This window comes from Tenacibaculum piscium (assembly GCF_021390715.1).
Classification (GTDB): domain Bacteria; phylum Bacteroidota; class Bacteroidia; order Flavobacteriales; family Flavobacteriaceae; genus Polaribacter; species Polaribacter piscius.
In genome coordinates, this window is sequence record NZ_JAJGWT010000004.1 from 53,497 (window position 1) to 67,546 (window position 14,050).

The window sequence follows — 14,050 nt, forward strand, 5'->3', positions numbered from 1 at the left end:
AATCTGTAAAAGTAAAAAAACGTTTGTATACAAAAAAAGTGTTACTATAAAAATAGTAACACCTAATATATTAACAAATGCTAATCATTATTTCTTTGGTCTTGGAGCAGAAGATACACTTAAATTCTTTCTTCCTTTAGCTCTTCTTCTAGCTAATACTTTACGTCCGTTAGCAGATGCCATTCTTTCTCTGAAACCGTGTTTGTTTCTTCTTTTTCTTTTCGATGGTTGGTAAGTTCTTTTCGGCATTATTTATGTTTTTAAAAATGGTCTTTTATTATACTTTGCTTTTTTGAAATTCCGTCTGCTAAAAGCGTTTGCAAATATACAATAGTTTTTCGTTTTTACAAAAACTAGTTTTATTTTTTTTTGAATATTTGTTCAATTCACAAAATTATGAAATTTTTATGTATTTTTTTTACTTTTTTTATTTTGTTCGAATTGTTAGACTTCTTACTTTTGCCCAAACCTAACAATACCATGAGCAACACTAAATACGTTTTTGTAACAGGAGGCGTAACTTCATCACTAGGAAAAGGAATTATAGCCGCTTCTTTAGCTAAATTATTACAGCAAAGAGGTTTCTCAGTGACTATCCAGAAATTAGACCCGTATATCAATATAGATCCAGGAACATTAAATCCATACGAACATGGAGAATGTTATGTAACTGATGACGGCGCAGAAACAGACCTAGATTTAGGACATTATGAACGTTTTTTAAACATTCCGACCTCACAAGCAAACAATGTTACTACAGGTAAAATCTATCAATCTGTAATAAATAAAGAGCGTAAAGGAGAATTTTTAGGAAAAACGGTGCAAGTAATTCCTCACATTACCGATGAAATTAAACATCGTGTTCAAATTTTAGGAAATACAGGAGATTACGATATCGTAATTACCGAAATTGGAGGAACTGTTGGTGATATTGAATCATTACCTTACGTAGAGGCTGTCCGTCAATTAAAATGGGAGCTTGGCGATGATAACGTTATTGTTATTCACTTAACTTTAGTGCCTTATTTAGCCGCTGCAGGGGAGTTAAAAACCAAACCGACACAACATTCTGTTAAAATGCTAATGCAAAGTGGTGTAAGCCCCGACATTTTAGTATGTAGATCTGAACACGAAATTAACGACACCATCAAACGTAAATTAGCCTTATTCTGTAATGTTAAAAAACAAGACGTAATTCAGTCGTTAGATGCTGAAACTATTTATGATGTACCAAACCTAATGTTTAAAGAAGGATTGGATTATGTTGTTTTAGATAAATTAAATTTATCTACCAGAAAACAACCTAAACTAAGAGCTTGGAATCAGTTTTTAGAACGTCATAAAAATCCTACTTCTACCATCGAAATTGGTTTGGTTGGTAAATATGTAGAATTACATGATTCTTATAAATCAATTACCGAAGCATTTATTCACGCAGGTGCGACCAATAAAACAAAAGTAGTTGTTCGTTGGATTCATTCGGAAGAATTAACACCCGAAAATGCAGCGTCACAATTAGCAGGATTAAATGGTGTTTTAGTAGCTCCAGGTTTTGGAGACAGAGGAATTGAAGGTAAAATTGCCGCCGTACAATACGTACGTGAAAATAATATTCCATTTTTAGGAATTTGTTTAGGAATGCAAATGGCAGTTATTGAATATTCTCGTAATGTTTTAGGAATGAAAGATGCGAGCTCTACCGAAATGGATAGCAAAACAGCCAATCCTGTTATCAATTTGATGGCAACACAAAAAGAAGTGACCGAAAAAGGTGGAACCATGCGTTTAGGTGCTTGGGATTGTCAAATTATCGAAGATTCTAAAGTATTTGAAGCCTATAAAACAACCTTAATTAGCGAACGTCATCGTCATCGATACGAATATAACAACGATTATAAAACGCAATTAGAAGAAGCTGGCATGAAATCAACAGGTATAAATCCTGAAACTGGATTGGTAGAAATTGTTGAAATCCCTACACATCCTTGGTTTGTTGGTGTACAATATCACCCAGAATATAAAAGTACGGTATTAAATCCGCATCCTTTATTTGTGAGTTTTATTAAAGCTGGTTTAAAACATTCAAAAATTAAAAAATAAATATAAAATCCTGTAATTTTTTAGTTACAGGATTTTTTCTATTTTTTAAAAAATAATTTTAATTTTATTGATTTTCATCAGTATGGAATACTGTTTGAACTACTACCCTATTGAAAATTAATCCTCGTAAAATCATATAAAAAATATGGTTTTACTACATTTGTCTGGTTTTTCAATCATTCTTAATCAAAATAAAGAATTAAAAATGATTAGAAAAATAAAAAAATGACAACTTGACATTATAACAAACATCAATGGAACAAAAAAAATTTGATTTAAATTCCTTTATTGGAATGCTTTTATTAGGAGGAATATTACTTTGGTGGATGAACTCTCGTAAACCTGACGTAACTCCTGAAACTACTGCTCAAACAACAGAAATTACGAATGCTTCTAGCGTTCAAAATAATGTAGCAGGAACACCAATTTTAAATGATTCGCTACAACAAATTGCGCTGAAAAATAAATTAGGAGCGTTTGCTTACGGAGCATCAACCGCCAAAAATGGGGAAACGGTTATTGAAAATAATCTAGTAAAATTAACCATCGACAATAAAGGTGGACAAATTACACAAGCGTTAATTAAAAAATTTAAGACACACGATTCACTTCCTTTATATTTGGTAAAGGATAAAAATGCCTCGTTTAATATTAATTTTGGTACAACCGATAATCGTATTTTAAATACACAAGATGTATTTTTTGCGCCTACGTTAACTAAAAATGGCGATTCTCAAATACTTTCAATGAAATTAAAAGTATCGGAAACTCAGTTTTTAGAATATCGCTATGAGATTAAAAAAGATGATTATCGTGTTGATTTTTCTGTGCGTTCACAAGGTTTAAATACTGTAATAAACAGCTCACAAGCTATCAATTTAGATTGGAATTTAAAAGGTTTTAGACATGAAAAAAGTTTAAAAACCGAAAATATGTACTCGTATTATTATTACAAAGCCGATGGCGATGTTGAATATTTACAGATGAACGATGACGAGGTAATAAGTGATGTTAATTGGGTTGCTTACAAACAGCATTTCTTTTCTTCTATTTTATCTTCGGATACACCTTTTAACAATGCAACCTTAAAATCAGTTGATTTTGCTGGTGAAGAAAACGATAGCGTATTTACGAAAACTTATGCTTTAAAAACACCATTAGCATTAACAAATGGAGAGTTAAATTATAATATGCAATGGTTCTACGGACCTACAAATTACAATTTATTAAAAACATATAAAGGAACAAGTTTAGACGAAATTGCTGATTTAGGTTGGGGAATTTTTGGTTTCTTAAATCGTACGGTATTTTATCCTGTATTTAATATTTTGAAAGGTTTTATTGGCAACTTCGGATTAATTATTATTTTGATGACGATTGTTGTACGTATTATTATGTCGCCAGTACTTTACAAGTCGTATTTATCGAGTGCAAAAATGAAAGTAATTCGTCCAGAAATGGAAGAAATCAACAAGAAATATCCAGGGAAAGAAAATGCGATGAAACGCCAACAAGAAACCATGGCTGTACAGCGAAAAGCTGGAGTTAGCATGATGTCGGGATGTATTCCTGCCTTATTGCAAATGCCTGTATTCTTTGCGTTATTTAAGTTTTTCCCAACAAATATCGACTTCAGACAAAAAACATTCTTATGGGCAAATGATTTATCATCATACGATATGATTTATCAATTACCATTTAGCATTCCTTTTTATGGCGATCACATTAGTTTATTTCCAATATTAGCGTCGATTGCGATTTTCTTTTATATGAGAATGAATCAAAATCAGCAAGCAAACATGCAAGCTCCAACGCAAGAAGGAATGCCTGATATGCAAAAAATGATGAAGTATATGATTTACTTCTCTCCTATTATGATGCTATTTTTCTTCAATAATTATGCAAGTGGATTAAGTTTATATTACTTTATTTCGAACTTACTTACTATCGTAATTATGTTAATTATTAAAAATTATGTAATTGATGAAGCTAAAATCCATGCTAAAATTCAAGAGAATAAAAAGAAGCCTGAAAAACCTAAAAGTAAGTTTCGTGAACGTTTAGATAACGCTATGAAACAAGCTCAAGAACAACAAGCTATACAACAAAAAGCAAAGAAAAAATAAGTTATTTTCTTTAGTTTAAATATTAAAAAGACCGCATTTATAGCGGTCTTTTTTGTTTGCCGTCATTTTTTACCACTATATTTTTTTTAGATGAAATTTAAACAGGCTCTGAATTCTTTTATGTTGATGAATTTTAATTCACTTTGCTATTAAATAAGTTTTCGGTACAATTTTTTTGAAGGAAAAAAATCACTCGAACTGACAGGTTATTTAATTTTTAAACAGGTTTTTAAGTATTATGATAATTTACTCAACTTATTTAACATGTTTTTAACGAAACGTTATTAAACCTTTACTGAACTTTGAAGTCTTACCAGAAGTCTTACCAATTATTATTGAATCGCTTTTTTGTACAATACATACTTGATAAAAAAATCAACAAAAGATGAGAAAAATTCTACTTTTAATTACTATTTTATTTTCTATAACCTTGTTTTCACAAAAATCAACAAGAAATCGGGCTGAAATTTCTAAAATAACCGTAACAGGAAAAATTATAGAAGCAAGCACCAAACAACCATTAGAATACGCAACATTAGTAGTAACTCACTTAAAAAATAATCGTATTTCAGGAGGAATTACAGATGCTAACGGAAATTTTTCTATTGAAATCCCAACAGGAACCTATGGTTTAAAAGTAGAATTTATTGGCTTTAAAACAAAGAATCTTAAAAATACGAGTTTCACAAAAAACACCCATTTAGGCACTATTCTATTATCCGAAGATTTAGAAACATTAAATGAAATTGAAATAATTGCCGAAAAATCAACCGTAGAAATTCGATTAGATAAAAAGATTTATAATGTTGGTAAAGATATGACACTAAAAGGCGGTACAGCTTCCGATGTTTTAGACAATGTTCCGTCGGTAAATGTAGATGCAGTAGGCGCTGTAAGCCTACGAGGAAATGAAAATGTCCGTATTTTAATTGATGGAAAACCCTCTGCCCTAGTTGGCTTAACAGGTACAGATGCTTTGCGTAATTTACCAGCCGATGCTATTGAAAAAATAGAAGTAATTACCTCGCCATCGGCACGTTATGATGCAGAAGGAACAGCAGGAATTTTAAATATCATCCTTAGAAAAGGAAAAATAACAGGAATTAACGGTTCGGTAAATGTTACTGCTGGAAATCCTGATTTATTTAAAATTGCACCTAATTTAAATTATCGCACCAAAAAATTTAACTTATTTTCCAATCTTGGTTATTCGTACCGAAAAGGTCCTGGAAATTCACAAACTACTTTTTCATATTTAAAAAATGGCATTTTAGACAGCACACAAACCGAAGATAGAACTTTCGATAGAAAAAATAATAGTTTCAACGCTTCAGTTGGATTGGAATATTACCTCAATCAAAATAGCTCGATTACAGGTAATTTTGTGTACCGAAAAACAAACGGAGATGATGTTGCTACCAACATAACCAATCGTTTTTTACTTGCTGATAAAACACAACCTTTATATGATGAAATCCGAATTGAAAATGAAAATGAAGACGGAACTGACAAACAATATTCAATAAATTACACCAATAACTTAAATGATTCAGGACAGAAATTAACCATCGATTTGCAATATGGCGATAGTCAAGAAACAGAAAAATCACCTGTAAGTGTTGATGGAATTTTAGCTGAATTAAATTCACAAATAACAAATTCTAAAGAAAAATTACTTCAAATAGATTATGTGTTGCCAATTGGCGAAAACAGTCAGTTTGAAATAGGACACAAAGCAAGTTATCAAGATTTAACGTCTGATTTTAGCGTAAATATTTTAAATCCAAAAGATAATTTCGACCCTTCAAATGCAATCACTTTCAAGCAAAATATCTATGCATTTTATACGCAATATGGAAGTAAAATACATAAATTCTCATATCTTTTAGGACTGCGTTCAGAAATTACAGACATTGATTTAGAGGTATTAACGACCCAGCAAAAATCAACAAAAAAATATACAGAATGGTTTCCAACCGTAAATTTAGGCTATGAATTAAGCGACTCCGAAAACCTTAGTTTGGGATACAGCCGTCGTTTAAAAAGACCTCGTCATTGGTTTTTAAATCCTTTTGAAAGTAGAAGTTCAGCGACCAATATATTTAGAGGAAATCCCGATTTAAACCCAACCTTTACCAGCTCTTTTGAAGCAGGATATAACACAAAAATTCGAAAATTTAATTTTGGAACTTCATTATATTATCAATATTCAACAGATATTATTGAAGGTGTTTCAATTATCGAAGAAAGAAATAACACGAATGTTTTTGTGCGTCAGCCCTTGAATTTGAATAATGAAAAACGCTACGGATTCGAGTTTACGAGTACTTATAATCCCATAAAAAAAGTGCGATTATCAGCAAGTTTTAACTATTTTAAATTTAATACCGATGCCTTTCTATACACATATACGGCAAAAAATGGTTCAGAAATAACGACAAAATTACCCGAGGTCAATGAAAATAGTTGGTTTGCACGTTTTAATACACGCATTACGCTTCCTGGAAAAATAGATTGGCAAACACGTTTAATGTATCGAGGAGCAAAAAATAATGCACAAACTGATAGAAAAGGTATGTTTATGGTAAATGTAGCTTTTAGTAAAGATATTTTGAAAGAAAAAGCTTCTATCATCCTTAATGTTAGTGATTTATTCAATTCTCGTAAGCGGGAAAGTACGACTTATTATGGCGGACGTGAAAATCCTTCAACAATTTCAAACGGAACATTTCAATGGCGTGAACGTCAGATTTCATTGAGTTTTACGTATCGTTTTAATCAGAAGAAAAAAATGGAAAAAAATGGATCTCAAAATAATGGCGGTGATTCAGAATTTAGTGGCTAATTTTCTTTTGGGCGTTCGAGCGGGCTTTCATTACTCGCTTTTTAGTTTGATGCAAAAAAGCACCAAACTAAAAGAGCTCAAACATGCCATTCAATCCCTAACGCAATTCTTAGTTTTTTTTGATGATTTTTCTCAATTCGAGAACAGACAGGACAGACCTCACAGGTTTTAGAAACCTGTGAGGTCTAAATATGCAATAAATTGTCAGCTTAAAAAACTTAGTAAAAAAGAAAAATTTTAGCAAAAATCCCTAGCCCCGATTGAAGCTTTGTTTGAGCTCCTTTTTTGATTTTTCTTCAAAAAAGAGCGAGTGCGGAAAGCGGGAAATAGCTTCAAAAAAATAAAAATAATAACCACAACAAAAGCTCGTTCAAAATAATGAACGAGCTTTTGTTATGTATATCTGTTAAAAAACTAGCTAAAACTACTTACCTTCAGCAGCTCTCTTTGCTTCTTTTTTTAATTTCAAGTTCTCTAAAATTGTTCCACCAATCCAATAAGGAACAACAAATGTTAATAAGAAAATTAACAACCAAAAACCAGTTGTAAAAATAAACATGAATAATACTAATCCTGAAAATTGTGAAAAATCTAACATTTGTTTTCTGTAATAATTGTTATAAAGCAAAATTAGAACTATTTTTCTTTTTATCCAATAAAATAATAGAAAATATGATAAAAATCACGACTAAAAACTATAAGAATTTGTAAATTTGAATCAACTTAAAATGATATTCTTTTAAATAATTTTATAAATAATTTTAAAATGACAAAATACAGAATCGAAAAAGATACCATGGGAAATGTAGAAGTTCCTGCGGATAAATATTGGGGAGCGCAAACAGAACGTTCTCGTAATAACTTTAAAATAGGTCCTGCTGGCTCAATGCCTCTAGAAATAGTACATGGTTTTGCATATCTTAAAAAAGCCGCGGCGTATACAAATGCAGCATTAGGTGTTTTATCAGAAGAAAAAAGAGACTTAATCGCACAAGTTTGTGATGAAATTCTAACAGGAAAACACGATACTCAATTTCCATTAGTAATCTGGCAAACAGGTTCGGGAACGCAAAGTAACATGAACTGTAACGAAGTAATCGCCAACAGAGCGCACGAAATTGCCGGTAACGTTATTGGTGAAGGTGAAAAAACCATTCAACCAAATGATGATGTGAACAAATCGCAATCATCAAACGATACTTTTCCTACAGGAATGCACATTGCAGCCTACAAAAAAATTGTAGAAGTTACCATTCCTGGAGTTGAGCAATTACGTGATACGTTAAAAGCAAAATCGGAAGCGTTTAAAGATGTTGTAAAAATTGGACGTACGCATTTAATGGATGCTACTCCCCTAACCTTAGGACAAGAATTTTCTGGTTATGTAGCACAATTAAACTTCGGATTAAAAGCTTTAAAAAATTCTTTAGAGCATTTATCGCAATTAGCTTTAGGTGGAACTGCTGTTGGTACAGGATTAAATACGCCTGCTGGTTACGATGTTTTAGTTGCAAAATATATTGCTGAATTTACAGGTTTACCTTTTATTACTGCCGAAAACAAATTTGAGGCTTTAGCTGCTCACGATGCTTTTGTTGAAACGCACGGATCTTTAAAACAATTAGCAGTTTCTATCAATAAAATAGCCAACGATATTCGTATGATGGCTTCAGGACCTCGTTCTGGTATTGGTGAATTAATTATTCCTGCAAACGAGCCAGGTTCTTCTATTATGCCAGGAAAAGTAAATCCTACGCAAGCAGAAGCAATTACGATGGTTTGTGCGCAAGTGATGGGGAATGATGTTGCGGTTACTGTTGGTGGTACGCAAGGTCATTACGAATTAAACGTTTTTAAACCGATGATGGCGGCAAACGTATTACAATCTGCTCAATTAATTGGAGATGCTTGTGTGTCTTTCGATGTAAATTGTGCGGCTGGTATTGAGCCAAATCATACTAGAATTACAGAATTAGTAAATAATTCTTTAATGTTAGTTACTGCGTTAAATACGAAAATCGGATATTATAAAGCTGCGGAAATTGCAAACACGGCACACGCAAACGGAACTACGTTAAAAGTAGAAGCGGTTCGTTTAGGGTATGTTACCGAAGCTGAATATGACCAATGGGTAAAACCTGAAGAAATGATTGGTGGCTTGAAATAAGCTTTTTTTATTAGATATAAACGTCATGCTGAATTTATTTCAGCATCGCATTAACAGAAGAACTACGGCAAATCAGGATGCGAACCTGAAATAAATTCAGGTTGACGGATGTGATGTTTTTTTTCAGATAAAATTTAAACAGGCTCTTATTAAACTTAAAAAAATCCCTGCAATTTATAATTGTAGGGATTTTTGTTTTTTAAATCTTATTTTTGCCCTCGCTATAAAAATAACTATTACTCATTTTCAACAATTCATTTCAAAAATAAAACATACAAAATGCAAGTAACAAAACTAAATTCTGAAAGTATATTACCGCTTACCTGCTCCCGTTCTGGATCGTGTTGTTTTGGAAAAGATGTAATGCTGAATCCGTGGGAATTATTTAGTTTTAGTCAAGAGAAAAAAATCACAACAAAAGATTTTCGAAATCTTTATACCGAATTTGGCGGTATTCAATTACTTTTTGATGGAAAATCAGACAAAAAAGGACAAAAAGCATGCAGTCAATACTTAGATAATATGGGATGTAGCGTTCATGTTGGTCGTCCGTTAGCCTGTCGTTTGTATCCGTTAGGGCGACAAGTGCAATTTGAAAAAGCCGAATATATTTATGAAGGAAACGCTTTTCCGTGTTTAACAGATTGTTCCGAAGTATTAGATTTACCTAAACTTAGTGTTGGTGAATATTTAAAAGGACAAGAAGCGCATCAGTATGAAAAAGCATTAGATGCCTATTTAATGGTGATGCAAAACATTGCCGATATTGGTTTTGAATTACTTTTAGATTCTGGTTTATCCGATTCTGACGATACCAAAACACTGGCTTCTTGGAGAGAAATAGGACAAGAAACACATGAAATATCCGCAGAAAGAATTGGTAAAGAATGGCTAGATTATTTAATGATTCCAAACATAACAAATCATGAGAATAACCCTGTTATTTTTGCTCAAAAACACAACGATTTTCTGCTTTTAAAAGCTCAAGAAAAATTCGGAAACTTACAAACGCTTCAAGAACTTCACGAAGCTTCGGTTTTAATAATTGCCGTGGCATTGCATTTATCAAGAGGTTTAAGAGCTGATACAAAAGGACTTTCAGAACATTGGATTGCAACTGCAAAAAACCACGGTGCTAAGGAATAGTTAAAGTTTTTACGATATCAAGTTTATTGCCTATTTTTAATTCTTGAAATTATACTCAAAATAACACACAGAAACCAAACTTTTTCTTAATTAGCAGATAATGAACGAACACGAAAAATATATGAGTGAAGCTGTAAAATCAGCTTTAAAAGGAATGCAAAATAATGAAGGAGGTCCTTTTGGTTGTATTGTTGTAAAAAATGGCGAAATTGTAGGAATAGGAAACAATAAAGTAACTTCTACCAACGATCCAACAGCACATGCAGAAGTTACAGCAATTAGAGATGCCTGTAAAAATCTAGGTTCTTTTCAGTTAGACGGCTGTATTATTTACACTTCTTGCGAACCTTGCCCGATGTGTTTAGGCGCAATTTATTGGGCTCGCCCAGACAAAGTATACTACGGATGTAATCAGCAAGATGCGGCAAATATTGGTTTTGATGATGCTTTTATTTATAAAGAAATTGCACTTCCATACAATAAACGTAGTATTTCTTTTGAACAAATAGGACAAAAAATCGCCTTAGAACCCTTTGAAAAATGGACAGAAAAACAAGATAAAATTACCTATTAAAACTAAAAATCCGAAGTAATATTACTTCGGATTTTTTAATATAAATGTTTTTTCTCTTAAAATAATCGCTTGTACAATTAAATATTGAGCAATTATATACAAGGTAATTATAGCGATATCAAAAATGTATTTTGAACTATAAAAATTATTTAAAGCAATACAACTATCCGATGCTATAAATAAAATCGCACCTAATAACAACCATAAATTCGGACGTGTTTTTTCTTGCTGATAATTTAACAACGCACAAGTTCCGAACCCTGAAATTGCCATTCCATAAATCAATACAGGAAGTAACATTTCACCTAAATTATCTTTAATCAAAAAGAAAATACCTAAGAATACTACTACAAAAATAGAAGCATATTTGAATATTTCAACGATTCTTATTTGAGTTAAAAAAACAGCTATCATTTTTATATACATCAAATGTGCGATTAAAAAACATCCTAATCCAAATACAAAATAACTGTTTTTATCTAATAAAAAAACATCACCCCAAAAGGAAAAAAACAATGCCGAAATTAACCAGAAATTAGCTTTTTTGTCTTTTTTTATATTTAGTAAATACACAACAACCAAACTTGTCATCAGTAAAGGTTTACAAATAATTTCTAAACTTTTATGTTGTGTAATTACTGCGTAAATATCTAAAATTGCAATTATTAAAAATACGAGTGATGCTATTTTTATTTTTAGCTGTTTAGTCATTTTCGATATTTATTTAATTCTTTTCTTTTAGAGCCTGTTTAAATTTCATTTAAAAACATTTTATAGTTGAAAAATCGCATCCGTCAAACTGAATTTATTTCAGTTTCGCATCCTGATTTGCCGTAGTTCTTCTCTTTATGCGATTCTGAAATAAATTCAGAATGACGAGAATTTGGTTTTTATTTAATTTTTAAACAGGCTCTTACTATTTCTTGATTATTTCTCTAATTATTTCTCTAATTATTTTTCTTGATTATTTAATCATATCTATAAAATCTTGTTCAGAAATAATTGGTATTTCTAAACTTTCGGCTTTGGTTAATTTACTTGGTCCCATATTATCGCCTGCCACAATAAAACTTGTTTTTTTAGAAATTGATGAACTTACTTTTCCGCCGTTATCTTCAATCGCTTTTTTCAATTCATTTCTACTCATCTGATGAAAAACACCCGAAACAACAAATACTTTTTCGGCAAGTTTATCGGTTTGATTCTCTAAACTTTCCGCAGAAACTTCTAATTGAACTCCATGTAATTTTAATCGGTTAATTAATTGAATATTCCCTAAATTATTTGAAAAATCGATAATACTTTGTGCAATTCTATCGCCAATTTCATCTACGGAAATTAGTGTTTCTAAATCAGCGGTCATTAATTTATCGATTGATTTAAAATGTTTTGCTAATTTTTTAGCGACTGTTTCACCAACAAATCGAATTCCTAAAGCAAACAATACTTTTTCAAACGGAATTTCTTTTGATTTCTCAATTCCTGCAATCATATTTTGTGCTGATTTTTCTGCCATTCTTTCTAGCGGAATAATCTGTTCGGTTTTCAAATCGTATAAATCGGCATAATTTTGAATTAAACCTTCTTTTCGCAATAAATCGACTGTTTCACCGCCTAAACCATCAATATCCATGGCTTTTCTGCTGATAAAATGCTGGATTCTTCCTGTAATTTGTGGCGCACAGCCAAACTCATTTGGGCAATAATGTTTGGCATCTCCTTCGCTTCTTACCAATTCGGTATTACATTCTGGGCAATGCGTTGCATATTGTGTTGGCTTAGAATTTTCAGGTCTTTTAGATAAATCAACGGCTATAATTTTAGGGATAATCTCTCCGCCTTTTTCTACAAAAACAGTGTCATTTATTCTGATATCTAATTTTTCAATTTGATCGGCATTATGCAACGAAGCACGTTTTACAATAGTTCCTGCCAATTGTACGGGTTCTAAATTTGCGACAGGCGTAATAGCTCCTGTTCGTCCAACTTGATACGTAATTTCATGTAAAATTGTGGATACTTGTTCTGCTTTAAATTTATACGCAATTGCCCAACGTGGGGATTTTGACGTATAGCCTAATTCTTCTTGTTGCTGTAAATTATTTACTTTTACAACAACGCCATCGGTTTCGTACGGTAAATGATGACGCTCAATATCCCAATAATTGATAAATTCAAAAATAGCATCAATAGAACTTACTAACGTAATGGTTTCAGGAACTTTAAAACCAACATTTCGAGCATTTTCTAAAATTTCAAAATGGGTTTTATACTTGCGATTCTCCGTAACAACTTGATATAACAAACAATCAAGCGGACGCTTTGAAACCGCAGCACTATCTTGTAATTTTAAACTTCCGCTTGCGGTATTTCTTGGGTTTTTATACGGTTCTTCATCATTTTCAAGGCGTTCTTGATTCATTTTATGAAATCCATCAAGCGGTAAAATAATTTCACCACGCATTTCAAAATCACCTAAAAAAATTTTATTTACTTGCAACGGAATTGATTTTATCGTACGAATATTTGCCGTTACCTCATCACCTTGAAAACCATCGCCACGGGTTACTGCTTTTATAAATTTACCGTTTTCAAAAGTTAAATTGATAGATGCGCCATCATATTTTAACTCACAGGTATATTCAATAGCATCTGTACCAAGCATTTTTTGAAGGCGTTTTTCCCAATCTAATAAATCCTGTTTTGAATAGGAATTATCTAAAGAATACATGCGATTTTTATGGGTAATGGTTTTAAAATTTTTAGTGATTTCACCGCCAACTCTTTGCGTTGGAGAATTGGCATCAAAATACTGCGGATTTTCGGCTTCTAAGTTGGCTAATTCTTTTAGTTTGATATCAAAATCATAATCTGAAATAGTGGCGTTATCTAATACATAATACTTATAATTATGCTGGTTTAGTTCATCGCGAAGCGCTTGTATTGTTTGGTTGATTGTCATTAAAACAGGAATTCTGATAAATTATTTTTACGTGTTTTTGCATTTAAAAACACCCTTTTTTTTTTACTTATTAGTTGCTAAATTAAGAAAAAAACTAAGAGCCTGTTTAAAAATTAAATAAAGACTATAT

At 31.7% G+C, this 14,050-nt stretch carries 10 protein-coding genes; 6 read left to right on the plus strand and 4 right to left on the minus strand.

Annotation, left to right across the window (positions count from 1 at the left end):
- Nucleotides 1-87: 87 nt before the first annotated feature.
- Nucleotides 88-249, minus strand: a complete 162-nt coding sequence (rpmH, locus tag L0U77_RS05345) for a 50S ribosomal protein L34 (protein ID WP_058884776.1) — start codon at nucleotides 247-249, stop codon at nucleotides 88-90.
- Nucleotides 250-480: 231 nt separating this feature from the next.
- Here rpmH and L0U77_RS05350 point away from each other — a divergent pair, with 231 nt between their 5' ends.
- The 3 genes from L0U77_RS05350 to L0U77_RS05360 all read left to right on the plus strand — a co-directional run bounded on the left by L0U77_RS05350 (nucleotide 481) and on the right by L0U77_RS05360 (nucleotide 7,071).
- A complete protein-coding gene (locus tag L0U77_RS05350) occupies nucleotides 481-2,100 on the plus strand; it encodes a CTP synthase (RefSeq protein ID WP_101916985.1) in 1,620 nt (539 codons plus the stop codon).
- Between the two features lie 254 nt (nucleotides 2,101-2,354).
- A complete protein-coding gene (yidC, locus tag L0U77_RS05355) occupies nucleotides 2,355-4,226 on the plus strand; it encodes a membrane protein insertase YidC (protein ID WP_193699836.1) in 1,872 nt (623 codons plus the stop codon).
- Nucleotides 4,227-4,611: 385 nt separating this feature from the next.
- Nucleotides 4,612-7,071: a TonB-dependent receptor gene (locus tag L0U77_RS05360; protein WP_233900848.1), complete on the plus strand. Its 2,460-nt coding sequence runs from the start codon at nucleotides 4,612-4,614 to the stop codon at nucleotides 7,069-7,071.
- Nucleotides 7,072-7,495: 424 nt separating this feature from the next.
- Here L0U77_RS05360 and L0U77_RS05365 read toward each other — a convergent pair whose 3' ends face one another.
- Nucleotides 7,496-7,669, minus strand: coding sequence for a hypothetical protein (locus L0U77_RS05365; RefSeq protein ID WP_193699837.1), 174 nt, complete (start codon nucleotides 7,667-7,669; stop codon nucleotides 7,496-7,498).
- Between the two features lie 168 nt (nucleotides 7,670-7,837).
- Here L0U77_RS05365 and fumC point away from each other — a divergent pair, with 168 nt between their 5' ends.
- The 3 genes from fumC (at nucleotide 7,838) to L0U77_RS05380 (ending at nucleotide 10,958) form a co-directional block, all read left to right on the plus strand.
- The gene (fumC, locus tag L0U77_RS05370; protein ID WP_233900849.1) at nucleotides 7,838-9,238 is read left to right on the plus strand and encodes a class II fumarate hydratase; all 1,401 of its coding nucleotides are present in this window, start codon (nucleotides 7,838-7,840) and stop codon (nucleotides 9,236-9,238) included.
- Between the two features lie 279 nt (nucleotides 9,239-9,517).
- Nucleotides 9,518-10,384, plus strand: coding sequence for a YkgJ family cysteine cluster protein (locus L0U77_RS05375; protein WP_233900850.1), 867 nt, complete (start codon nucleotides 9,518-9,520; stop codon nucleotides 10,382-10,384).
- Nucleotides 10,385-10,484: 100 nt separating this feature from the next.
- On the plus strand, nucleotides 10,485-10,958 hold the full coding sequence (locus L0U77_RS05380; protein ID WP_101916978.1) for a nucleoside deaminase: 474 nt from the start codon (nucleotides 10,485-10,487) through the stop codon (nucleotides 10,956-10,958).
- Between the two features lie 21 nt (nucleotides 10,959-10,979).
- Here L0U77_RS05380 and L0U77_RS05385 read toward each other — a convergent pair whose 3' ends face one another.
- Together L0U77_RS05385 and ligA are read right to left on the minus strand one after the other, a co-directional pair.
- Nucleotides 10,980-11,669, minus strand: a complete 690-nt coding sequence (locus L0U77_RS05385; protein ID WP_233900851.1) for a lysoplasmalogenase — start codon at nucleotides 11,667-11,669, stop codon at nucleotides 10,980-10,982.
- Between the two features lie 253 nt (nucleotides 11,670-11,922).
- Nucleotides 11,923-13,920, minus strand: coding sequence for an NAD-dependent DNA ligase LigA (gene ligA / locus L0U77_RS05390; protein WP_233900852.1), 1,998 nt, complete (start codon nucleotides 13,918-13,920; stop codon nucleotides 11,923-11,925).
- Nucleotides 13,921-14,050: the final 130 nt, after the last annotated feature.